The following is a 21,885-nucleotide window of genomic DNA, read 5'->3' as shown; positions in this document are numbered from 1 at the left end:
GCGACCCTCTCAGACGCTTTTCGGGAAGGACTGGGGCGGAGCGCCAGAGGCCGCCGCAGGAGCAGCCGCAGGGATCGACGCCGTGGGGGATGCCTGCAGGTCCTGCGGATAGCGGTTCTGCAGGCCGGCCCGGTAATGGGTCCAGAAGCCGCGCAGCCCCTTCACGTCGGCGCGCCGGTGCAGCAGGTAATAGAGCGTGTACTTGACCATCATGCGGGCGATGGACTTGCGCTCGTAGGTGGCATGGATGTAGCCCATGTTGCGGAAGAAATAGGGGGCGCGGTTCTCCGGCATCTCCTCGATCGTGCCGAGAAAGCCGCCGACCAGCGGACGCTGGGTGCGGCGGTTGCGCGGGTGGACGTGCAGGGCGTGCACCGCCGTCCCGTCGCGCAGCCCGGCCCGGCGCGCGCGCAGGGTGAACTCCCACTCGTCGCCCCAGATGAACATCTCGCGCTTGATGTTGCCGATCCGCTCGAACACGCGGCGGCGCAGCAGGGTCCCGTTGAACAGCGCGATGGCGCCCGGCACGATGCCGTCCTGCGCCGCGGCGGCGAAGGCGTCGGCCTTGGTGAAGCCCTGCATGGTGAAGGCCAGGTCGCCGCGGTCCTCCGCCGCGACCACGGTCGGCCCGACGAGGTCGAGGTCGTGCCGCTCGCCCTGGCGCAGCAGTTCAGCCAGCGCGCCCGGCGCCGGGATGCCGTCGTCGTCGGTGCTCCAGATCCAGCGGGCGCCCAGTTCCAGCGCCGTGGCGAAGGCGGTGTGGTAAGCGCCGGCGGAGCCGATGTTGGCCTGCCGGACCACCAGAAGCTCCGGCATCACGGCCCGCTGCTCGGCCAGCCATTCCGCGGTGCCGTCACTGGAGCCGTTGTCCACCACGACGATGCGGTCGGGCCGCGGCTCCTGCCCATGGATGGCCGCCAGACAGGTCTTCAGCAGGGCCAGACGGTTGTGGGTGACCACCACCGCGATGACCGGCGTCTCCCAGGGCGTTTCCCGAGGCCGTTCCTGGGCTCCGGTGTCCAGCGTCCGGGGCGTCTGGGCTTCTGACATGCGGTTTCCGTCCTTCGTCTGTGCTTCGGGCGTCTGTGCTTCGGGCGTCTGTGCTTCGGGCGTCTGTGCTTCGGGCGTCTGAGCTTCGGGCATCGGTGCCTTGGGGCTGCCTTGAACAGGCCACCCCAAGTTTTTTGCTTTGCGAAGAGAGGGCAATGCCCCGGACGGAGAGGGGCGGCACCATTCGCATAGCCCATAAGGAGAAAAATCAGCTCAGACGCATCCAGCCGGTGCTCCACAACCACATAACGGCGAATCCCATCGACAAAAGGGTCATCGGGATGCCGCAACGGGCGTGCTCCACAAAGCCGAGCCGGACGCCGGAGGCCGCCGCCCGCTCCACCACGATGATGTTGGCGAGGCTGCCGGGGATCAGCAGGTTGCCGGCCAGCGTGGACAGGATCGCCAACCCGTAGAGAGCCCCCTCCGGCGGCGACGGCCAAGCGGCGAGCAGCAGAATCACCGCCGGCACGTTGCCGATGCTGTTGCTGGCGGCCAGGGCGAGCGGGGTCATCACCGCCAGCCGGTCGGGCAGCCAGCCGGCGGCCTCCAGCCCCGACACGAACTCGGCGGGCAGGCCGGTCAGCTTCAGCGCGTGGTTGATGGCGAACAGCGCGGCGAAGAGGACCAGCAGGTGCCAGTCCACCATGCCCAGCATCCCGCGCGAGGCCAACCGCCGGCTGATCAGCATCGCCCCGGCAACCAGCAGCACGCCGATCTCGTGCGGCAGGTCGGTGGTGAACAGGCCGAGAAGCACCAGGGTCGCCACCACCGCCTTGCCGAGCTGCGCCCGGTCGAGCGTCACCGGCTCCGCCCCGCCCTCCCCGGTCGCCCCGCTGCCCGCCGCGCCGTCATCCGGCTCGCCGAAGCGGCCCCGCCAGGCGAGCCACACCACGACATACACCACCACGAGGCCGACCAGCGCCGGCACCCCGCAGACCGCCAGGAAGCGCCAGAAATCCAGATGCCCCATCTGGCCGATCAGGATGTTCTGCGGGTTGCCGATCACCGTCGCCGCCGAGCCGGCGTTCGCCGCTCCGGCCAGACCGATCAGGTAGGGCCGCGGGTCCAGCCGGCGCGCCAGCAGTCCGACGCAGAGCATCGGCGTCATGGCGAAGACCACCACGTCGTTGGCGAGGATCGCCGACAAGCCGCCGCCCACCGCCACCGTCACCGCCAGCAGCCGGGCCGGGGAACGCGCCGCCTGCGCCACCCGCAGGGCGCACCAGTCGTAAAAGCCGCTGGCCGCGTATTGGGCGGACAGCACCATCAGCCCGAACAGGATGAACAGGGTCGGGAAGTCGATGGCCTCGGTCACCTGCCCCGATTCCAGCGCCCCGATGGCGAGCAGAAGGATGGCCGCGACCAGGGCGATGCCGGTGCGGTCGATGCGCAGTCCGGGGAAGCGCCCCAGCGCCATGCCGACATAGGTGAGGACGAACAGCGCGACGACCGTCAGCGTCATGGGCGGGACGGCCAGGAAGGAAATGGGCATGGATGGGGGTTCGCTGCGGGGTGGAGGAAGCCCCTCTATAACGGCCCGGCACCGGGTCAGGCCATAGGCGCCAAGCCGAGGTCAGGCCAGCGTGACCGTCATCCCTTCCCGCGCGGCGAAGCAGTCCGGGAACACCGCCTGGGCGGCCGCCTCGATGGCGGTCATGGTGGCGTCGTCATGGTCGGGGTCGTGGTGGAACAGCACCAGCCGCTTGACCCCCGCCGCCTGGGCCAGCCGGACGCCCTCGGTCCAGGTCGAATGTCCCCAGCCGATGCGGTTCCGCCACTCCTCGTCCGTGTAGGTGCTGTCGTAGAGCACGAGGTCGGCGCCGTCGATCAGATCCAGGATGTTGCGGTCGGGATGGCCCGGCACATGCTCGGTGTCGGTCACATAGGCGAAGGACTTGCCCAGATGCTCGACGCGATAGCCGGTGGCGCCGTCCGGATGGTTCAGCCGCGCCGTGCGGACCTGCACCCCTTCGCCCAGCGCGAACTGGTCGCCGGCCGTGATCTCGTCGAACACGATGTTGCTTCCCATAGTGCGCATGGGCACCGGGAACAGGGGGCGCTCCATCTGCCGGGCCATGGCCGCCTCGATGCCGGGGGTGCCGTTCAGGTGGCCGGAGACGATGCGCAGGTGGAAGCCCTTGGTGTAGGCCGGGGCGAAGAAGGGAAAGCCGCAGATGTGGTCGAGGTGGGTGTGGCTCATCAGCAGGGTCGCCTCGGCGGCGCCCTCCTTCAGCAGGCGCTTGCCGAGCATGCGGATGCCGGTGCCCGCGTCGATGACGATGCGCTGGTCGCCCGCCTGAACCTCGACGCAGCTGGTGTTGCCGCCGAAGCCCATATGGGACGGCAGCGGGCAAGGGACCGTGCCCCGAACCCCCCAGAAGGTCACCGAAAAGCCCATACCGACCTCAAGACGCGAATCTCCGGTCCACCGCACCGCCTGAAGCCGCTACCCGTGAAGCCGCTGCCGTGGACCGTTAAGACGGCATTTTAGCATGGTTTTCGGTTTACGCGGTGACGACCGTCACAGCCCCGCCGGTTCCAAAGAGGGAGGCCGCCCCCATCCGGATTGGACCAGGCAAGGTCCTGGGGTCAGCTGGTCCACAGGATGCTTTCGATGAAACGCTCGCAGGACCGGCGGTGGACGCATCCGGTGCAGCCCGCGTCGGAACAGGGCAGCCCGGTCTTCAGGACGGTCAGCCCATCCACCAGCCGGTCCTTCGTGGCCTGATCGATGACGTCGGCCACAAGCACGTCGCGGATCGCCTCCGCGACGAGGTCGTCTTCCTGTTCCGGTACGATCACGATCTGCCTGAGAGCCTGCATGCGAAGCACCTTTCCATGGTTCAACTGCACCACGGGGGTGTTTCGCCAGCATTTCAGGCGGAGCACTCAAAAGTATCGAATTGCTGCAATCCAACACGTCTATTCGCAACGACTGACAGATTCTTGAACGATCACTCCGAACCAGCCGAGTCCTTTGTAGGTTTCATAACCCGGCGTGACGGCGAAACCGACCACGCGTCCCTGGTCGTCGGAATAGCTGCCGTGCCCTTGGCCGCCGGTGCGCAACGGAAAACTTTCCGTCAGGACGCCCCTGCTGTCGGACGCGGCGATCACGCGGTGGCGGCTGTCCACCAGAAGGCAGCGGGTCCGGGCGCGCTCCTCGTCGGTCAGGCGGACGGAGTCGACGACGCTCTGGGACTGGGGCTGCCAGTCGAAGAAAACGCCCAGAACACCGACCACGGCGCCACCCTCCTCCCCGCCGGCCCGGATGGCCGTGGCGTAGGTGGCGACGGTGGCGCGGTCCAGAAGGTCGTTGGTGCCGATGTCGGCCACCGCGAAATCCGTGCCGCTGCGGGTCGCCATCGCCTCGCGGAACCAGGGTTCCGACGCGACCGACGCGCCCACCGGGCGGCGGTAGCGGTCGGGCCGACCGTTCGCCAGAACCACGCCCTTGGCGTCGACGATCCAGAGGTCGAGATAGACGGTGTAGGCGCCCAGGATGACGCCCAGCCGCTGCGCGGCGTCGCGGCGGTTGGTCTCGGACGGATCGGCGGCGCAATCCACCACGGCGCGGTCGGTGGCCCACCAGCGCACGTCGCAGGACCGCTCGTACAAATTGCGGTCGATGATGTCGATCATGTTGAGCGCCAGATCGGCCAGCCGACCGCCGCGCAACTGCGAGACCAGACGGTTGCCGAGCGTGTTCAACTCGTCGGTCTGCACCGCCATCTGGCTGCGCAGTTCCCCGCCGATGCCGGTGATCCGTTCCGAGATGGCCTTCACCTCCTGGGCCACCACGGCGAAGCCCCGTCCGGCCTCCCCCGCGCGCATCGCCTCGATCAGCGCGTTGAGCGCCAGGATCTTGGTCGTGTTCGTAACGGCCTGAATCTCATCCATCTTGCGCGTGGCGAGATCGGACACGGCGCGCGACAACGCCACGATTCGCTCGGGCATAAACATCACCTCCAAGAGTCATCAGTGATGACGCCCGTTGATGACCAACGACCGGATTTTTCGGTTCAGCCGATCATCCGCAACCCACCCCGGCCGCATTCAATGGATGCAATCATGAAACTGCAACACTCAATGGTACCCATTTCAACGCCGCCCGAACGGCGGCGCCATCGACGTCACGGCGCATCCCCGGACGGCGGGCCTGTGACCGTTCAGACCTTGTAGGCCAGACGCAGGCCGCCCCAATGACGCCCGCGCACGGTGATCGGCGCGGAGACGTCTTTCATCAGGGCGTATTTGCCGCCCCCCATGTCGCGCCGGTAGGTCTGGAGCAGGAACGGCTTCGTGCTGCGCCCCGCGGCCAAGCCGACCCGGTCGTTGAAGATGCGCCGATTGCGGCAATTGGCCGCGTTCCAGGTGGGGTCGGTCCCCTGGGGTTGGCTGAACTTCCGGTTGTGGGTCGGCAGGTAGCCGTTCGAATCGACCGCCACGCAGAAGACGATGCGTTCGCTCTGCCCCAGCAGCGAATCGAGGACCTTCGGCAGCACGCGGTCGCAGAACTCCGTGAAGCGGGTCATGTGCTGCTGCGGGTTGGAGCCGGAAATGGGCTGGTAGTTGCTGTCGAACAGGTCGCCCTCGCGCACCTCGCCGCGCGCCATCGCATCCTCGAAGTCCGCGGAGATGCGCGACGCGGCGTCGGTGACCATGCGGATGAAGGGGGTGTCCACGGTCTCCACGTCCAGCTCGGCGGTGATGCCGATCAGCCGCTCGCTCATGCCGACCAGCGTGTTCACGCGGTCGCGCGCCTGGGCCAGATTGTCGCTGGACAGCTGCACGCCAACCGCGAGGTCGTCGATCTCGTGCTGCAGCTCGTCGCAGTTGGCGCCGATCTCGGAGGAGGCCGCGTCGATCTTGTCGGTCTCGCCGTTCAGTTCCGACATGGCGCGGCCGACGGTCTCGATGACGGCGCCGATGGCGGTGGTGCCCTCGCTCACCGCGCGGGCCTTGCCGGCGCTGGCCGCGCTTTCGGCCATCAGGCGCTGCGCCTGGTCGTTGAGGTATTTCAGCGTGGCGTCGATCTCCGTCGTCGCCTCGCTGGTCTTCTTGGACAGGGCCTTCACCTCGTTCGCCACCACGGCGAAGCCGCGCCCGGCCTCGCCGGCGCGGGCCGCCTCGATGGTCGCGTTGAGCGCCAGCAGGTTGGTCTGCTTGGCGATGACGAAGATTTCCTTGGCGACCCGGCCCACGCGGTCGAGCGCCTCCTGAAGACCGGCGATCTGGCCTTCGATGCCCCCCACCGCGGCGACGAGGGCGTGGATGTCGTTCATCGACCGCTGCACCCGGTCGTGCGAGGACTCGACCTCCTGCCGGGCCTGCTCGGTCACGGAACGCGCCACGGTCGCGGCGGCGGAGATGCGCTGCGTGCTCTCCGACATCTTGTTCCCGGTGCCGCGCAACTGCGCGAAGACGTTGGCCTGATGGCCGAGGCGGCCGTTGACCTCCTCCACATGGCCCGCGATGTCCGCGATCTCGATGCCGAGATTGCCCGCTTCGGTGGCAATGTCCGCGATCAAATGAGAGCGGCCGCCGAACGCACTGTCCATTTTTCCGCCATCCGTTTCACAAGAATGCGCAGAGCGCTAAAATCCAATGCAATTATTACCGAACCCTTACAATTGCGCAACGGAGGAAGGGTCATTCTAAAGGGCAATGTGCCCAATTATTGCGCGCCGGTAACCCGATCGCAACCGAAGGCGGAGAAAGCGTCAGCCGGCACTGCCCTCTACGCCCTGGCCCGGGGCGCCTTGACCAGGAGCGCCCTGGCCATCGGCGATGCGATGGTCCAACCGGTCGTCCTGAAGACCGGCGGGTTCCTGGTGGATCAGGACCTCGGCGCCGGGAAAGGCGTCCTTCAGGCGGTTCTCCACCCGGTCGGTGATGTCGTGCGCCCTGGCGACCGACAGCGAGGGGTCGAGTTCCAGGTGCAGTTCGATGAAGGCGCCGACGTCGGAACTGCGGGTGCGCAGATCGTGCATCCCCGCGACGTCCGGTTGCGCCATCACCAGCACCGCGATGCGCTCCCGCTCCTCCGCTGGCAGTTCGCGGTCCATCAGGACGTTCAGCGCCTCCCTGGCGACCTTGCGGGCGCCGTAGAGCAGGAAGGCGGCGATGCCCAGACCGAACAGCGGATCGAAGGCGCTGATGCCCGTCCATCCGGTCAGCAGGATCGCCAGGATGACCGCCGCGTTCATCAGCAGGTCGCCGGAATAATGCAGCCGGTCCGCCCCCACAGCGACCGAGCCGGTGGCCGTCACCACATGGCGCTGGAAGGTGATCAGGCCGGCGGTCAGCAGGATCGACAGCAGCATCACGGCGATGCCCACCGCCCCCTCGCCCACCGGCTGCGGGGTGATGAGGCGGCGCACCGCCTCGATGGTCAGGAACAGCGCGGAACCGCCGATGAAGGCGGCCTGGGCGAGCGCGGCCAGCGCCTCCGCCTTGCCGTGGCCGAAGCGGTGCGCCTCGTCCGGCGGGCGCAACGCCGTCCGCACCCCCAGCAGCGTCACCACCGAGGCCATCATGTCGGTGCTGGAATCGATCAGCGACGACAGGATGCTGACCGAGTCGGTCGCCAGATAGGCCGCCAGCTTCGCCAGGATCAGCGTGAGAGACACCGACACGCTGGCGTAGGTGGCGTAACGGCGCAGCCGGTGCGAACGCGATTCGTTCATGAGCGCCTTCTCATGTGATGACGGCACCGGTCCTTTACGGGAAAAGACGCTCCGTCGTCCAGCGCGCCGGCTCCTGCGCCGCCGGGTCGCCTTCGCGCAGGTACAGAATCCGCTCGTGCAGGCGGAAGGGGCGGTCCTGCCAGAACTCGATTCGCCGCGGCAGGATGCGGAAGCCGGTCCAGTGCGGCGGCCGGGGAACCGCGCCCAGGCCGAACTTGGCAGCGAACTGGGCGACCCGCTTCTCCAGCTCCCAGCGGCCCTCCAGCGGGCGCGACTGCTGCGACGCCCAGGCACCGATGCGGCTTTCCCGCGGGCGGCTTTCGAAATAGGCGTCGGCCTCGGCGTCGGACACCTGCTCCACCGCGCCCTCGACGCGGACCTGACGCTTCAGCGTCTTCCAGTGGAAGCACAGGGCGGCGTTGGCGTTGGCCAGAAGCTGCTCGCCCTTGCGGCTCTCCGTGTTGGTGTAGAAGACGAATCCGCGCGGATCGATGCCCTTCAGAAGCACCATGCGCAGCGACGGCGCTCCCTGCGCGTCGGCCGTGGCGAGCGCCATGGCGTTGGGATCGTTGATCTCGCTGCGGGTGGCCTCGTCCATCCAGTCCTGAAACAGGGCGTACGGGTCCCGGTCGTTGGATTCGCTCATTGTCCCCTCGTCGCGCGGCCGTAGGCCCAAAGTTTCAACGTCAGGTTTCGGCGCCGTTCCCGGCGTCTTCCCAGTTCACAAATATGCCCAATTCACAGATAGGATAGCCTCGCATATATGAGTGTCCACCGGTGCGCCAGAAGCAAGGCATGCCGGCTCCCAACCTTTCGAGGCAGCATCGATGTTCGTGAAGAAGCTCGTCCCGGCGGCGATGGCGATCGCCCTGCTTGCGGGTTGCGTCAGCACCTCCCAGGAGGCCACCAAGAACGCGGAAACCGTCGGCGGCCGGATCTCGTCGACCTATGGCAACGCCTCGGGCAAGGTCGCGTCCTCGGGCACCGGCCCGCTGCTGGGCGCCTTCATCGGCGGCGCGGCGATCCAGCCGTCGGACGCGGCGGCCGCCGAGACCGCGGCCAAGCGCGCCTACGCAGCCCCGGTCGGCGACAAGATCGGCTGGACCAACCCGGCGACGGGCCATTACGGCTCCCTGACCACGACGCGTGAGGGCTACAACAACGCCGGTCAGTATTGCCGGGAGTTCCACCAAACGGTAACCACAAAGAGCCAGACCGAATTGGCCTACGGAACCGCTTGCAAACAGGCCGACGGTACGTGGAAGATTGTCGCCAATTCGTAATGCCGTATCCCCGGGCTTCGGGGTGGAATAACTCTGTCCGTGGAAAGCATGCGTGACCCTTATCAAATCCTCGGCCTCACCCGCTCCGCGAGCGCCGACGACATCAAGAAGGCGTACCGCAAGCTCGCCAAGGAGTTCCACCCCGACCTGAAGCCCGGCAACGCCGCGAACGAGGAGCGCTTCAAGGAAATCTCGGCGGCCTACACGCTGCTGTCCGATTCCGACAAGCGCGCCCGCTTCGACCGCGGCGAGATCGACGCCTCGGGCCAGGAGCGGCACCATGGCTTCGGCGGCCGCTCCCGCGCCAACGCCGGGCGCAGCCGCGCCTACAGCGGGGCCGGCGGCGGCGGCGGAGACGATTCCTTCTTCGGCGGCGAGGACTGGTTCTCCGACCTGTTCGGCGGCGGGCGCAAGCGCGGCGGGCCCGGTGGCGGCGCCGCGGGCGGGGCTGCCGGCGGCGGTTCGCGGTCGCGCGGCAGCGACATCAACTATTCGGTCTCCGTGCCCTTCGTCGAGGCGGCGCAGGGCACCAAGCGGCGCATCAGCCTGTCCAACGGCAAGAGCATCGACGTCGCCGTTCCCCCGGGGACGGAGGATCAGGCGAAGCTGCGGCTGAAGGGCCAGGGGCTTCCCGGCGCCGGCGGCTTCGGGGCCGGCGACGCCATCGTCGAGGTCCATGTCGAGGCGCACCCCTTCTTCACCCGCCAGGGCTCCGACATCCATGTCGAGGTGCCGATCACCCTGAACGAAGCCGTTCTCGGCGCCACCATCCGCGTGCCGACCGTCAGCGGTCCGGTCGCGCTGAAGATCCAGCCGGGGGCCAACACCGGCTCCACCCTGCGGCTGCGCGGCAAGGGCGTGATGAACCAGGCGACCAAGCAGGCCGGCGACCAGTATGTGAAGCTGAAGGTCGTCCTCCCCGACCCGCCCGACGCGGAGCTGGTCAAGTTCATGGAGGAATGGTCGCGGACGCGCAGTTACGACGTGCGCAAGAAGGCCGGCCTGGAGTGAATCCGGGCCGTTAACCCTCTCCTTACTTCTGGGTCAAAGAAAAGTCCTGGACCGAATGCGGTTGATGCGGGGCGGTGGCGCCTTCATCAATGATGGTGATGTGCCGGAAACGGTTTTCACCGCCTTCGTAGGACGCCATGCCGCCGATCCCGAAAAAGTACCTGACCGCCGCCGCCGCTGTTGCTGCGCTTCTGCTTGGCTGGTTCGCCTTCGCGGCCTGGACCGACTACGCACGCGACGGCGCCGAGGAGGTCGCGACCTACAGCGACTTGGTGGCGGCGGCCGAACGGGGGGACATCGCGTCGGTCACCTTCCGCGGTGACGGGGCGCACGCCGTCACGCCGGACGGCCAGCGGCTGCGCGCCGTCGTTCCGGTCACCGATGACCTGCTGAAGGAACTGCGCGGGCGGAAGATCGCCATCGCCTTCGAGGAGGAGGCCGGCGGGCTGGTCTCCGGCACCGTTTCCGTTCTGGAGAAGCTGGCCCCCTTCCTGGTGATCGGCCTGCTGATCGGCGCGCTGCTGCTCAGCGGCGGTCAGTTCCTCGGCGGCAGCCGCGCCACCCGCGTCCGCCCGCGCGACACCGGCACCGTCTTCGCCGACGTCGCCGGGGTGGACGAGGCCAAGGACGAGCTTCGCGAAACCGTGGAGTTCCTGCGCGACCCGCGCCGCTTCGCCATGGCCGGCGCCCGCGTGCCCAAGGGCATCCTGCTGGTCGGCCCGCCGGGCACCGGCAAGACGATGCTGGCGAAGGCCGCGGCCGGCGAGGCCGGGGTGCCCTTCTTCACCGTCTCCGGTTCCGACTTCGTCGAGATGTTCGTCGGGCTGGGTGCCGCGCGGGTGCGCAGCGTCTTCAAGACGGCGCGGGCCGCCGCCCCCTGCCTGCTGTTCATCGACGAGGTCGACGCCCTGGCCGGCAAGCGCGGCGAATCCAACTCCCATTCGGAGCGGGAGCAGACCCTGAACCAGCTCCTGGTCGAGATGGACGGCATCGTGAACGGCGGCGAGGTGGTGGTGATCGCCGCGACCAACCGTGCCGAGATGCTGGACCCCGCCGTGACCCGGCCGGGCCGCTTCGACCGCCACATTCATGTCGCGCTGCCCGACGTGGCCGGGCGCGAGGCCATCCTGGGCGTCCACACCGGCCGGCTGCACCTCGCCCCCGACGTCTGCGTCCGCACGGTGGCGCGGGGCACGCCCGGCTTCTCCGGCGCCGAACTGGCCAACCTGACCAACGAGGCCGCCCTGTCCGCCGCGCGCAACGGGCGCGTCATCGTCGGCATGGCCGATTTCGAGGCGGCGAAGGACCGCGTCCTGATGGGCAACGAGCGGCGCAGCCTCGCCCTTTCCAGCCACGAGCGGCGCCTGACCGCCTATCACGAGGCCGGTCACGCGCTGGTCTCCATCCGCTGCCCGGAGGCCGACCCCATCCACAAGGCCACGATCATCCCGCGCGGCCGCGCGCTGGGCATGGTGGTGCGGCTGCCGGAGGGCGACCGCGTGTCGGTGTCGCGCGCCAAGCTGCTGGCCGACATCGCCGTCGCCATGGCCGGGCGGGCGGCGGAGGATCTGGTCTTCGGTCCGGACGCCGTCACCACCGGGGCCGAAGCCGATTTCCGCGCCGCCACCGACCTCGCCCGCCGCATGGTCACCGCCTGGGGCATGAGCGACGCCATCGGCTACGTTGCCCACGCCGGCAACGACCCCGCCGTCGTCCGCTCGGAACGCACCGCCTGGCGCATCGACGAGGAGGTCCGCCGCATCACCGACGAGGGGATGGAGCGCGCCCGGCGCATCCTGGCCGCCGACCGCGCCGCGCTGGAACGGATCACCGCCGCCCTGCTGGAGCGCGAGACGCTGAGCGGTGAGGAGATCGGCGGGCTGGCGGCCGAGGAGCGGGAAACCGAAGCGGCCTGATGGTAAAAATCTTCTTTCACATTCAACGACAAACATTGCTGCATACGCGCATACATTGGTAAAATGCCGTAGATTTTTCGCACGGCTGTGCGAACAGCATCGGGGCTGAGGATGGCAAAAGCGGTTGCCCGCCGGACGATACTGGCCTTGGCGCTCGCCGGACTGACGGCGGGCGGCCTGCCGTCGTCCGGTCTTGCCGCGACCGCCGAATCCGCACCCGCCGAGTCCGCGGCCGCTCCGGTGACCGTCAAGGTCGGCGGCTACGAGTTTCCTCCCTATGTCACCGAGTCCGGCGGCGGCGTCGCGCAGGCCCTGCTCGACCTGTTGAACGCAGAGCAGAGCGACTTCCGATTCGAACTGGTCCGCACCTCCCCCCAGCGGCGCTACGAAGACATGGAGCGGGGCCGCTTCGACATGATCGCCTTCGAAAGCCTCGCCTGGGGCTGGAAGGGGCGTCCCGTGGAGGCGTCGCGGGTGTTCCTGCGCGACGCGGAGGTGTTCGTCGCCAAGGCCGGTCCGGGCATGGACCAGAGCTATTTCGACCGGCTGGACGACAAGACGATCCTTGGGCGGCTCGGCTATCATTACGCCTTCGCCGGCATGACCGCCGACCCGGAGGTTCTGGAGAAGCGCTTCAACACCCGGCTGACCGTCACGCACGAGGGCAACGTGCGCAGCGTCGCCGCCGGGCGCGCCGCGCTGGCCATCGTCACACGCTCCTTCCTGGCGCAATTCCTGAAGGCCAACCCCGACATGGCGCCGCAACTCCTGGTGTCCGACCGCACCGACCAGATCTACGAGCACACCATCCTGGTCCGCCGCGACGGCCCGGTCGGCATCGACTGGGTCAACGGCACGCTCGACCGGCTGGAGCGCAGCGGCGCCCTTCCGGCGCTGTGGGCCCGGCAGGGAATCGCCCCGTGACCGAATTGCGCGCCCTCGCCGATGGCCGGCGCGACCGTTCGCTGCTGACCCGCGTCGGCAGCATCATCCTGGTCACCGCCGCCGCCGTGGGGATGGTCGCCGTGGCCGTGTCGGCCAACATCGTGGAGCACCAGCAGTTCTCGGCGCTGACCAAGCGGGCGCAGCTGGTCGCCGCCATGCAGACGGACGCGCTGGCCAACCCGATCTGGGAAATCGACGACCGCGCCGTCCGCAACATCATCGATTCTTTGCGCGAGCGCGACCCGGCCATTCTCGCCGTCTCCGTCTTCGAGCCGGGGCACAGCGAGCCGATGGCGGTGTCCGGCAACCCCAGGACCTCCGCCGATTCCACCACCATCGAAAAGGTCATCGACCTGCGGGGGCGCGACGGGGTGACCCGGCAGGTGGGGACGCTGCGTCTGCTCTATTCGACGGAGGAGGTCCACCGCAACACGCTGGATGCGCTGCTGCCGGTGGTCGGGCTGCTTCTGCTGTCCCTGGTCACCGCCATCGCCATCATCAGCGTCATGCTGAACCGCGTCGTGCTCCGTCCGCTGCGGCGGCTGACCCAGGCGACCCAGGCGGTCTCCCGCGGCGATTACGGCGCCCGCCTCGCCACCGAGCGGGAGGACGAGATCGGGGTCCTGACCAAGACCTTCAACCGTATGGCCGAGACGGTCCAGGACTACACCCAGACCCTGGAATCCCGTGTTCAGGAACGGACGGAGGCGCTGGCCGACATCAACCGCCGCATCATGGACAGCATCAACTACGCCCAGCTGATCCAGTCCTCGATCCTGCCGAAGCCAGAGGTGCTGGAGGGCGGGCTGGCCCAGCATTTCGTCCTGTGGCGTCCGCGCGACGTGGTCAGCGGCGACTTCTATTATTACCGCGAGGTCGAGGACGGCTTCCTCATCGGCGTGGCCGACTGCACGGGCCACGGCGTCCCCGGCGCCTTCATGACGATGACGGCCAGCGCGGTGCTGAACAACGTGGTGGACGGCATGGGCGCCGCCGACCCCGCGGCCCTGCTCGCCACGGTGGACGACAAGGTGCGGGCGGCCCTGCACCAGGACGGCGACGCGGCAAGCTGGGAAGGCGGCTTCGACAACGGGCTCGACCTCGCGCTGTGCTACGTCCAGCCGGCGCAGCGGCGGCTCGTCTACGCCGGTGCCCGCCTGTCCCTGGCCATCGCCGGCCCGGACGGGCTGAGCGAGATCCGCGCCGACCGCCGCAGCCTGGGCTATCGCGCGTCCGGCCCGACCCCGGCCTTCACCAATCACAGCCTGGACCTGCAGCCGGACCAGACCTTCTACATCTGCACCGACGGCCTGACCGACCAGTGCGGCGGGGAGCGGGGACGGAGCTTCGGCAAGCGCCGGCTGCACGGCGTGGTCGAGGAGTGCAGCGCGCTGCCGCTCGACCGGCAGAAGGAGCGCATCGAGGCCAGCCTGTCCGGCTTCCAGGGCGACCGCCCGCAGCGCGACGACATCACCATGGTCGGCTTCCGCGTCCGGCTGGCCGGCGACCCGGCGGCCCCGACGCGGAACACCCTGTGGGAAATCGCGTAACTACCCGTCCGAGGATTGCGTGATAGTGCAGCAGAGGGCCGTCGCGGGCCGAAGTCGCTCGACCTACGATTCGAATTCATATAGTTTCCGCGCCGGCCCTATGAACAATAAGCACCGGTAACGGGGGAGCAGAGGGGATGGCGGCCGTTACGATCGTTGTCGTCGAGGACGAGGCGTCTCTGCGACGTGACATGATCGAATACCTGCGCAGTTGCGGCTTCGATGCGGTCGGAGCGAAGAATGGGCGCGAACTGGACGAACAGATCGCCACGCGCCCGGTGTCCTTGGTTGTTCTGGACGTCAATCTTCCGGGTGAAGACGGGTTCAAGATCGCCACACGGCTGCGCGAGAATCCCGCCATCGGAATCATCATGGTGACCGCCCGCGGCTCCACCGTCGATCGGGTGGTCGGGCTGGAGCTGGGCGCCGACGCCTATCTGGTGAAGCCCGTCGAAATGCGCGAGTTGGAGGCCCAGGCCAAGGCCCTGCTCCGCCGCCTGGAGACGAGCAACGGCAACGCCGCCCCGCCGGCCCCGCAATCCTCCGGCCAGCCCGCGACGGACGAGGCCAGTTGGATTCTGGACGCAACGGCCTGGGCGCTGACCAGCCCGACGGGTGTGCGGGTCAGCCTGACGAGCATGGAGATGAAGCTGGTCTCGCTGCTGGCCGGGCAGGCCCGCCAGCCGGCAACCCGCGACCAGATTTCCGTGGCGCTCTACAACCGCCGCTGGAACCCCGACGACCGTTCGATCGACACGGTGGTCGGGCGCCTGCGCCATAAGGTGGAAAACGCCATCGGCGAAACCGCCCCGGTCAAATCGGTCCACGGCGTGGGGTATGTGTTCTCCGCTCCCGTCCGTATGACCTGAGGCCGCCGTGACTTGAGACCGCTCAGGCGGACGCCTCGTCCGGAGGGGTGATTTTCGGGAAGGTCAGGACGAAGCGGGTTCCCTGCCCCGGCGCGCTGCTCACTGCGATCGTCCCCTTCAGCGCCCCGACCGCCAGATTGTGTACGATGTGCAGACCAAGCCCGCTGCCCCCCTCGCCGCGCCGCGTCGTGAAGAAGGGATCGAATATCCGCGGCAGATGGTCCGCCGGAATGCCCCGGCCATCGTCGGTGTAGACCAGCCGAACGGTGCCCGGCTCCGGCTCGTCCACCGTAACCGACAAGACGCCGCCCTGCCCCTCCGCACCCTGCGCGTCGACGAAGGCGTGCGTGACGGAATTCATCACGAGGTTGGTCAGGATCTGCGACAGCGCCCCCGGATAGCTGTCGACCACCAGCCCGTCCGGGCAGGACACGGAGATGGTGTGCCGGCCCTGGCGGAGCTTCGGCTCCAGGCTGACCAGCGTCTCCTGGATGTAGCGGTTGAGATTCACAGCCCGCCGTTCGGCGCTGGCGCGGTCCACCGCCACCTGCTTGAAGCTGGCGATCAGCTTGGCCGCCCGCTCGCAATTGGTGAGGATCAGCGCCGAGGTGTCCGTCGCCGTGGCCAGATAGCGGGAAAAATCCGCCTTGCTCAATTCGCCCGACTGGGCGCGCCGGCGCAGCCCGGCGGTGGCGTCGGACAGATGCGACGCGCAGGACACGGCGATGCCCACGGGGGTATTGATCTCGTGCGCCACCCCGGCCACCAGGGCGCCCAGAGAAGCCAGCTTCTCGGCGCGGACCATCGCCTCCTGGGCCTCGCGCAGATCGGCCAGCGCGCCTTCCGCCTCCTGCCGGCGGCGCTCCAACTCCTGATTGGCGGAGCCGAGCTGCGCCTGCAGCCGGTCGCTGACCCGGACCAGCCGACGCTGTTCGCGCGTGCTGCGCTGGAACGCCTCCACCAGCGCCTCGAAGTCGGCGCGCAGTTCGGGCGCGGCGGCGCCCAGCCTCTCCCCCAGAAGGCGGGCCTGCTCGATGGCCTGCTCCTCAGCGGCGAAGAGGTTGAAGGTCATGACGCCCCGTCGGCCGGAATCTGTTTCAGGGTGAAGGCGACGTGCTGCAGGTCCTCGGCGAAGTCCTCGCCCAGCTCCTGCATGGAATCGTCATTCTCCTCATAGCACCAGGTGACCGAGATGCTGCGTCCTTCACCAGCCGCCGTCTCCAGCATCTGGAAGATGTTCATCAGGGCCTTCGCACTGGAGCTGTTGAAATACAGCAGCTCCATATCGAAGCGGATGGGGTGGCCGCCCGCCTCGGCGAGGAAGGCGCGGAGCGCTGCGAAGATCGGGCCGAAGAAGGTTGCGACGTCGTCGGGATAGGACTCGCCGCTGAGGCGAAGCACGCCTTGGGCGAAGTCGAAATCGACTTCGGGCGTCCGGCCCGTCGCGGGTATTTTCAGGGATTCCATGGTCGTCCGGATGTCCACAGCCGCTCTCAGATCCGAGCCTTGAGACAGAAGAAGCTTTTGCCTTCGTCCATTTCGAGAAAATCATACTCGATGGGTTCGCTGGCGCGGCGCGCGATCTCGATCAGGCCGATGTTGGCGCCCCGCGCGCCCTCTTCCGGGGTTTCGCGCAGCTGCTCCCGGTAATAGGTCTTGATCGCGTCCTTGTCCAAGCCCTTCAGATACTCCAGCCGGTCGCGCAGGCGCGGCACGTCGGCGTTGTACACGGTGTTGCCGCAGACGATGAAGACCTTCCCGCCTTCCATGCCGATGGTAACCATCCCGGCGCTCAGCTCGACCGGCTTCTCACGCGCGCCGGTCACCTTTTCGGCGGAGTACCGGATGATGTTCTGCATCTGCTCCACGAACACGGCGAAAACCCGGCGCACCGTGGGGCCGTCGGTTTCCTCCAGGGTCATCTTTTCACGCAAAGCCTCTCCCAAGGAATACAGTATTCCCTCGGACAGGTAGCCGCTGAACGAGAAAATGATGCCTTTCTCGTCAAGGTCCCGTTTGATCCCGGCATATTGCTGAGCGAGCATAATAGAGTCCACGGTTCTTCCGTTGGAGTGCGAAAAGGCCGCCCGCCGCGTCTGAGTGTTCCGGACCGGTTTCCGGCAATCGCGGTGGCCTTGTTATGAACACGTTACATTTCCGTCCGCCGCGCTGGAAGGATTATCCGGGGTGGGCGGCAGCGGACCGGCCTTGCGCGTTCAGCTTTTGACGGGAAGACGGACGCGGAAGACGCTGCCCTGCCCGACCATGCTTTCGGCGCTGATCGAGCCGCCATGCAGCAGGATGATCTGCCGCACCGTGTGCAGACCGATGCCCGTCCCCGGCACGCCCGCCGAACCGGTTCCCCGGTAATGACGCTCGAACAGCAGGGGCAATTCATGCTGCGGGATGCCGCGGCCTTGGTCGGCCACCTCGACCACCGCCAAGCCCCCCTCGGTCTCGCCGCGCACGGTGATGCGGCAGTCGCCGTCCGAATATTTGAAGGCGTTGTTCAGCAGGTTGCTGAACAGCATGCCCAGCAGATGCCCGTCGGCCATCACCACCGACGGCAGCCGGTCCAGGTCCAGATGGAAGTCGCAGCCGGTGTAGGCGGTGCGGAAGGGTTCCGTCACCGAGCGCAGGAGCGTCTTGAGGTCGACCTCGGCCCGCTGCACCTTCAGCGTTCCGGCCTGAAGCCGCTCGTCGGTCAGATGCGTATCGATCAACCCGGTCAGGCGCTGAACGCTGCTGCGGATGACGCGCAGCCGTTCCAGCGAGTCCGGCGTCTCCCGCTCCGCCCGCAGCGTCAGCATCTGGGCGGCGCTGTCAATGATGGCCAGCGGTGTGCGGAATTCATGGCTGACCATGGTAACGAACTGGCGCTGCTGCTCGCGGGCGACCAGTTCCGCCTCCAACGCGCGCTCCACCCGTTCCTTGGCGGCGACCAGGGCGGCCTGGTTGGCGGCCAGCTCGGCCGTCCGCTCGCCGACGCGCCGTTCCAGCGACTGGTTCAGCGCCACCAGATCCTCGTACAGGCATACGTTGTCGAAGCCGATGATGACGCGGGCGCAGAACAGCTCCAGCAGCCGGTGATCGTCTTCGCGGTAAGGCTCGCTCCGCTCCAGGGCGAAGACCGTCGTCCCATGCTCCCGGGTGCGGAAGGCGAGGATGCAGCGGGCCGACCCGAAATTGCTCTGCTGCGTCTCGAAGGCGCCGATCACCTGGGCGGTCAGGTCGGGCTCCAGCGTGTCGGACGCGGGCCGCCCGACGAACCGCGCGAAACGGCCGGAGCCGGCGACCACGGTGGCCCGCGTCTTGCCGTCGCCGCGGTCCACCAAGCGGCAGGCCAGAACGGCGCCGCCGCTGTTGTCCACGACCTTGCTGAGCTGGTCCACCAGCTCTTCCACCAGCGTGCGCATGGAGCGGGTTTCGAACAGCGGAGCCGAGGCGGCGAGGATGCGCTCCAGCCCCTGGCGGTGCCGCTCAATGGTCACGATGTCGCGCCACGCCCGCAGGCCGCTGACCAGCGTGGTGAACAGACGCTGGGCGGTGAGTTCGCTCTTGGCCTTGTAATCGTTGATGTCGTAGGCGACGACCACGTCGCGCTCCGGCGCCTGTCCCGGCTGGCCGGTGCGCAGGATGATGCGCATGCGGTGGTTGTTCAGGTCCTCACGGATGAAGCGGACCAGACGCAGGCCGGCGTCGTCCGTCTCCATCACCACGTCGAGCAGCGCCACCGGGATGTCCGGACGGGTCAGCAGCAGCGACCGCGCGGCGGCGGCGGACAGGGCGCTGACCACTTCGAACGGGCGGTCTTCGAACTCGAAATCGCGCAGCAGCACCTCGGTCATGGTATGGACCTGGGGATCGTCGTCGACCACCAGCACGGGCCACGGGTCCGCCGGCCGGGCGTTGGCCGTGGAGTCGTCGGCGAAGCCGTCGTCGGGTCCGAACAACGGTTCGTCGTCCAGACCTTCGTCCATATCCTGGCCCATGCTCTCCTCCACGCATGACCTACCCAAATGGTTCCGCATCGACGGACAAGGAAGGCACCAAAGCGGTACGAGACCTAAGCCCACCCGTCCAGGGCTGTAGCAAATTGTCACAAAACGCCATGCATTAGAGACACCTAGCACGAATTTGGGCCGATTCTGCCCTTTGATGAATACCCAAGTATTACCGTACTCTTTTATACTCTCCGAAAACGAGGGAGCTTGCCCGCGTATGGACATGGACCTCAATGTCGGAGACCTCCAAAATGAGGATTCCAATGGCAGGGATCTGGACGGCATGACCCCAATCGGCACGACCCTGGACGCCATGCCTCTGGACAGTTCGGGCCCGAACGGCGCGCCCACCGGCCGGTACGCGGCGTTCCGCCGGTTCCTGTCATGCTTCGACCGCCGTCCCGGTGTGTCGCCGACCACGGAGCGACCGGCCGGGCTGCCGGTACGCGCCATGCTTCTCGGCTTGCTGTCCAGCCGGCGGCAGGCGCACACGCGCCGCCTGTGGGCGCGTTGGCTGGAGCCGGTGATGCTGCGCGATCCGGCCCTGCTGTCGGTCCCGGACCCGCTGCCCGGCTGCATCCGCGTCCTCGACACCGCCGGCTGGTGGCCGGCCCTGTCGCGGCGGATGGACGACCTGCCGGCCACCGTGCAGAACCGCCTGGAGAACCGGCTGGTCGACGGCGCTTTGGACCGGGTGCTCGCCTCCCCCGAGATGGTGGATTGGGCGGAAGTCCTGCGCGAGCGCTCGCTGGCCGTCCTGGACGCGCTGCGCACCGACCCCGCCGCGCTCGCCCTGTTCCTGGAGGAGGCCAACACCCACCGCATGCGCGCCGCCAGCACCCTGGCGATTCCCGGGGGTGTCGTGGCGCTCCGCGCCCTGGACGGCACGGACGTCGACACGCTGGCCGCCGCGCTGCGCCTGTGCGACGGATGGCGGGCGCTGGGCGGGCGGGCGCCGGACATGGAGATCGACGAGCTGCTGGCCTGCGTGCGCGGCGCGCTGGCCAACGACAGCGTCCCGCCCGAAGCGATGGCCCTGTTCGCGGTGGCCGGTCTCTACACCCGCCGCGACCCGCTGCTCGGCGCGGCGCTTCGCGCGCTTTTGCCCCTGCCGCTGGTGGATGCCGCCGCGGCTTGGCTGACGGCGCACACCGAGGACACGGACAGCGGCGTCACGGATTTCCCCATGCATGGCGGCATTTCGACACGCGGTCTCGACCGCGGTCTGCGCGACCTATACGAAGCCGCAAGGCGCTCCGGCGATTTCCCGTCTCCCGCGCACGCCAGACGGCCGGAGCACCCCCTGTCCGGGGCGATGAACATCACCGGCACACCGGGCGGGCGCTGATGGTTCGGATGGTGATGCGATGAATTTGGACACCTTCGCCCTCGCCGTGCTGGTTCTGTGCGTGGGCGCGCTCGGCATTTCCGTGGTCTACGAGGCCTCGCGCCTGACCGCCACCGGCAGCCGCAAGGCGCTGGTGCGACGGAAGCTGGAAGCCCAGTCCGCCGACCTCGCCGCCCTCGGCCGCGGCATCGAGATCGCCCAGGCCGAGAGCGCCGCAAGGCAGGAGGCTCTCGACCGTCTGACCGCCGAGCGCGGGCGCCTGACCGGCCTGATCGCGTCGGTGAAAGCGTCCAAGATCGCCCTGGTGCATGAGATCGGCGACGCGCAGAGCGGCGCCCAGCGCTACGAGAGCGAGTTGCGCACCGTCCCGGATTTCGCCCGGCTCGACCCCCGGCGCATGCTGTTCGCGCGGGCGATCTGGGATCGCCGGAACATCGCCCGTGTCTGGGCCGACACGCCGGACGCCGCCGCGGCGATGCTCCAGCGTGCCTTCAGCACGCGCAACGGGGTCCTGGCCTCGCGGCCGGAAACGATCCCGCTTATCCCGGCCGGAAGCGGGACCAACGAAGGCGCGCGGCCGGTTTCCCCATGACGGCGATCATCCTTTACGCGTCGCTGCTGCTGCTGGCGGCCAGCGTCCTGGTGAACCGGATGGGCGAGCGCCGTGTCCGCGCGGCGCGCGACGAGATCGTCTCCGCCGAAAAGGACATCCGGACCATGGAGCAGCGCGTCCAGGAGGCCCGGAAGACGCTGGAGACGACGCGCGGTACGCTGGGTGGCCTGGAGGAGTCTCTGGCCGAGGCCAAGCGGCAGGCCGAGGTTCTGGAACGGCAGCTCGACGCGGCCCAGCGGGCGCCGATGGAGCTCTTCCACGTCTTCGACCGGCTGGAGGCCCGGCCCGGAACCATCTGGGAGGTGACGGTGCGCCGCGCCCCCGACGCGCTCTACACCAGCGGCGCCATGGCCGCCTCCTGGCGCGACGGGCGGGCCTATCTGGTCGTCGCCGCCAACCAGAAGGAGGCGCTGGACCGCGTCGCCCAGCGCTTCCCGCGCGTCAACGGCTACGAGATCGGGCCGGTCCTGACCTGCCGCCTGTTCCTGTCCAAGGATGCGACAGAGCGCAAGCGGGCCTGACACGCCTTGTGAGGCCCGCCACAGCGCGGGGAGGACACCATGGTTAGAGTGGAGCGAACGACCCTCCCACCCTGGTGACCGCC

Annotated in this window: 21 protein-coding genes; 9 read left to right on the top strand and 12 right to left on the bottom strand. The window is 68.2% G+C overall.

The features are described from left to right. Positions 1-9 precede the first annotated feature (9 nt). The 8 genes from ACWPN7_RS23870 to pdxH form a co-directional block, all read right to left on the bottom strand. The gene (locus ACWPN7_RS23870; RefSeq protein ID WP_103038900.1) at positions 10-1,050 is read right to left on the bottom strand and encodes a glycosyltransferase; all 1,041 of its coding nucleotides are present in this window, start codon (positions 1,048-1,050) and stop codon (positions 10-12) included. Positions 1,051-1,258: 208 nt separating this feature from the next. Further along, positions 1,259-2,545 (bottom strand): SLC13 family permease, encoded by a 1,287-nt coding sequence (locus ACWPN7_RS23865; protein WP_081862879.1) that lies wholly within the window; start codon positions 2,543-2,545, stop codon positions 1,259-1,261. A gap of 81 nt (positions 2,546-2,626) precedes the next feature. Then, positions 2,627-3,451, bottom strand: coding sequence for an MBL fold metallo-hydrolase (locus ACWPN7_RS23860; RefSeq protein ID WP_038527306.1), 825 nt, complete (start codon positions 3,449-3,451; stop codon positions 2,627-2,629). Positions 3,452-3,642: 191 nt separating this feature from the next. Continuing rightward, on the bottom strand, positions 3,643-3,876 hold the full coding sequence (locus tag ACWPN7_RS23855) for a hypothetical protein (protein WP_038527302.1): 234 nt from the start codon (positions 3,874-3,876) through the stop codon (positions 3,643-3,645). Between the two features lie 99 nt (positions 3,877-3,975). Next, positions 3,976-5,010 carry a methyl-accepting chemotaxis protein gene (locus tag ACWPN7_RS23850; protein ID WP_459196494.1) on the bottom strand — a complete coding sequence of 345 codons (1,035 nt, stop codon included), beginning with the start codon at positions 5,008-5,010 and terminating at the stop codon, positions 3,976-3,978. Between the two features lie 212 nt (positions 5,011-5,222). After that, a complete protein-coding gene (locus tag ACWPN7_RS23845) occupies positions 5,223-6,614 on the bottom strand; it encodes a methyl-accepting chemotaxis protein (protein ID WP_456522181.1) in 1,392 nt (463 codons plus the stop codon). A 162-nt stretch (positions 6,615-6,776) separates the two neighbouring features. Continuing rightward, the gene (locus tag ACWPN7_RS23840; protein ID WP_492273461.1) at positions 6,777-7,742 is read right to left on the bottom strand and encodes a cation diffusion facilitator family transporter; all 966 of its coding nucleotides are present in this window, start codon (positions 7,740-7,742) and stop codon (positions 6,777-6,779) included. A 34-nt stretch (positions 7,743-7,776) separates the two neighbouring features. Continuing rightward, complete coding sequence (gene pdxH / locus ACWPN7_RS23835; RefSeq protein ID WP_038527292.1) at positions 7,777-8,388, bottom strand: pyridoxamine 5'-phosphate oxidase; 612 nt, start codon at positions 8,386-8,388, stop codon at positions 7,777-7,779. 181 nt (positions 8,389-8,569) lie between these two features. Between pdxH and ACWPN7_RS23830 the strand changes: the two genes are divergently transcribed. From ACWPN7_RS23830 to ACWPN7_RS23805, 6 genes are all read left to right on the top strand, one after another. Further along, entirely contained in the window at positions 8,570-9,025 is a 456-nt protein-coding gene (locus tag ACWPN7_RS23830; protein ID WP_035674078.1) for an RT0821/Lpp0805 family surface protein, read from the top strand. 48 nt (positions 9,026-9,073) lie between these two features. Then, positions 9,074-10,036, top strand: coding sequence for a DnaJ C-terminal domain-containing protein (locus tag ACWPN7_RS23825; protein ID WP_459196493.1), 963 nt, complete (start codon positions 9,074-9,076; stop codon positions 10,034-10,036). Between the two features lie 137 nt (positions 10,037-10,173). Beyond that, positions 10,174-11,952 (top strand): ATP-dependent zinc metalloprotease FtsH, encoded by a 1,779-nt coding sequence (gene ftsH / locus ACWPN7_RS23820; RefSeq protein WP_038527284.1) that lies wholly within the window; start codon positions 10,174-10,176, stop codon positions 11,950-11,952. A gap of 111 nt (positions 11,953-12,063) precedes the next feature. Next, a complete protein-coding gene (locus ACWPN7_RS23815; protein WP_451992285.1) occupies positions 12,064-12,876 on the top strand; it encodes a substrate-binding periplasmic protein in 813 nt (270 codons plus the stop codon). Then, complete coding sequence (locus ACWPN7_RS23810; protein WP_459196492.1) at positions 12,873-14,447, top strand: SpoIIE family protein phosphatase; 1,575 nt, start codon at positions 12,873-12,875, stop codon at positions 14,445-14,447. The genes ACWPN7_RS23815 and ACWPN7_RS23810 overlap by 4 nt, the downstream gene beginning before the upstream one ends. Before the next feature lie 137 nt (positions 14,448-14,584). After that, positions 14,585-15,316: a response regulator transcription factor gene (locus ACWPN7_RS23805; protein WP_038527276.1), complete on the top strand. Its 732-nt coding sequence runs from the start codon at positions 14,585-14,587 to the stop codon at positions 15,314-15,316. A gap of 22 nt (positions 15,317-15,338) precedes the next feature. Here the strand turns inward: ACWPN7_RS23805 and ACWPN7_RS23800 are convergent, their stop codons facing one another. From ACWPN7_RS23800 to ACWPN7_RS23785, 4 genes are all read right to left on the bottom strand, one after another. After that, complete coding sequence (locus ACWPN7_RS23800) at positions 15,339-16,388, bottom strand: sensor histidine kinase (protein WP_459196491.1); 1,050 nt, start codon at positions 16,386-16,388, stop codon at positions 15,339-15,341. Continuing rightward, positions 16,385-16,783 (bottom strand): DUF1987 domain-containing protein, encoded by a 399-nt coding sequence (locus ACWPN7_RS23795; RefSeq protein ID WP_103039061.1) that lies wholly within the window; start codon positions 16,781-16,783, stop codon positions 16,385-16,387. The genes ACWPN7_RS23800 and ACWPN7_RS23795 overlap by 4 nt, the downstream gene beginning before the upstream one ends. Positions 16,784-16,809: 26 nt before the next feature. Next, positions 16,810-17,361: a SiaB family protein kinase gene (locus tag ACWPN7_RS23790; RefSeq protein WP_137103153.1), complete on the bottom strand. Its 552-nt coding sequence runs from the start codon at positions 17,359-17,361 to the stop codon at positions 16,810-16,812. 171 nt (positions 17,362-17,532) lie between these two features. Next, a complete protein-coding gene (locus ACWPN7_RS23785; RefSeq protein WP_149648581.1) occupies positions 17,533-19,308 on the bottom strand; it encodes an ATP-binding response regulator in 1,776 nt (591 codons plus the stop codon). A 295-nt stretch (positions 19,309-19,603) separates the two neighbouring features. Between ACWPN7_RS23785 and ACWPN7_RS23780 the strand changes: the two genes are divergently transcribed. Genes ACWPN7_RS23780 through ACWPN7_RS23770 form a run of 3 tightly spaced genes read left to right on the top strand, consistent with a single transcriptional unit; the run spans position 19,604 to position 21,802 of the window. Then, positions 19,604-20,668, top strand: a complete 1,065-nt coding sequence (locus ACWPN7_RS23780; protein ID WP_459196490.1) for a hypothetical protein — start codon at positions 19,604-19,606, stop codon at positions 20,666-20,668. A gap of 19 nt (positions 20,669-20,687) precedes the next feature. Then, positions 20,688-21,260, top strand: coding sequence for a hypothetical protein (locus ACWPN7_RS23775; protein ID WP_038527264.1), 573 nt, complete (start codon positions 20,688-20,690; stop codon positions 21,258-21,260). Continuing rightward, positions 21,257-21,802 carry a hypothetical protein gene (locus tag ACWPN7_RS23770; RefSeq protein ID WP_149648579.1) on the top strand — a complete coding sequence of 182 codons (546 nt, stop codon included), beginning with the start codon at positions 21,257-21,259 and terminating at the stop codon, positions 21,800-21,802. The genes ACWPN7_RS23775 and ACWPN7_RS23770 overlap by 4 nt, the downstream gene beginning before the upstream one ends. Positions 21,803-21,885 lie beyond the last annotated feature (83 nt).

Source organism: Azospirillum sp. UENF 312511, assembly GCF_058780635.1.
This window is presented reverse-complemented; position numbering and strand designations above follow the sequence as displayed.

Coding starts and splice junctions, on each gene's coding strand:
- ACWPN7_RS23870 (WP_103038900.1), bottom strand. CDS start 1,050: ATGTCAGAAGCCCAGACGCCCCGGACGCTGGACACCGGAGCCCAGGAA.
- ACWPN7_RS23865 (WP_081862879.1), bottom strand. CDS start 2,545: ATGCCCATTTCCTTCCTGGCCGTCCCGCCCATGACGCTGACGGTCGTC.
- ACWPN7_RS23860 (WP_038527306.1), bottom strand. CDS start 3,451: ATGGGCTTTTCGGTGACCTTCTGGGGGGTTCGGGGCACGGTCCCTTGC.
- ACWPN7_RS23855 (WP_038527302.1), bottom strand. CDS start 3,876: ATGCAGGCTCTCAGGCAGATCGTGATCGTACCGGAACAGGAAGACGAC.
- ACWPN7_RS23850 (WP_459196494.1), bottom strand. CDS start 5,010: ATGCCCGAGCGAATCGTGGCGTTGTCGCGCGCCGTGTCCGATCTCGCC.
- ACWPN7_RS23845 (WP_456522181.1), bottom strand. CDS start 6,614: ATGGACAGTGCGTTCGGCGGCCGCTCTCATTTGATCGCGGACATTGCC.
- ACWPN7_RS23840 (WP_492273461.1), bottom strand. CDS start 7,742: ATGAACGAATCGCGTTCGCACCGGCTGCGCCGTTACGCCACCTACGCC.
- pdxH (WP_038527292.1), bottom strand. CDS start 8,388: ATGAGCGAATCCAACGACCGGGACCCGTACGCCCTGTTTCAGGACTGG.
- ACWPN7_RS23830 (WP_035674078.1), top strand. CDS start 8,570: ATGTTCGTGAAGAAGCTCGTCCCGGCGGCGATGGCGATCGCCCTGCTT.
- ACWPN7_RS23825 (WP_459196493.1), top strand. CDS start 9,074: ATGCGTGACCCTTATCAAATCCTCGGCCTCACCCGCTCCGCGAGCGCC.
- ftsH (WP_038527284.1), top strand. CDS start 10,174: ATGCCGCCGATCCCGAAAAAGTACCTGACCGCCGCCGCCGCTGTTGCT.
- ACWPN7_RS23815 (WP_451992285.1), top strand. CDS start 12,064: ATGGCAAAAGCGGTTGCCCGCCGGACGATACTGGCCTTGGCGCTCGCC.
- ACWPN7_RS23805 (WP_038527276.1), top strand. CDS start 14,585: ATGGCGGCCGTTACGATCGTTGTCGTCGAGGACGAGGCGTCTCTGCGA.
- ACWPN7_RS23800 (WP_459196491.1), bottom strand. CDS start 16,388: ATGACCTTCAACCTCTTCGCCGCTGAGGAGCAGGCCATCGAGCAGGCC.
- ACWPN7_RS23795 (WP_103039061.1), bottom strand. CDS start 16,783: ATGGAATCCCTGAAAATACCCGCGACGGGCCGGACGCCCGAAGTCGAT.
- ACWPN7_RS23790 (WP_137103153.1), bottom strand. CDS start 17,361: ATGCTCGCTCAGCAATATGCCGGGATCAAACGGGACCTTGACGAGAAA.
- ACWPN7_RS23785 (WP_149648581.1), bottom strand. CDS start 19,308: ATGGGCCAGGATATGGACGAAGGTCTGGACGACGAACCGTTGTTCGGA.
- ACWPN7_RS23780 (WP_459196490.1), top strand. CDS start 19,604: ATGACCCCAATCGGCACGACCCTGGACGCCATGCCTCTGGACAGTTCG.
- ACWPN7_RS23775 (WP_038527264.1), top strand. CDS start 20,688: ATGAATTTGGACACCTTCGCCCTCGCCGTGCTGGTTCTGTGCGTGGGC.
- ACWPN7_RS23770 (WP_149648579.1), top strand. CDS start 21,257: ATGACGGCGATCATCCTTTACGCGTCGCTGCTGCTGCTGGCGGCCAGC.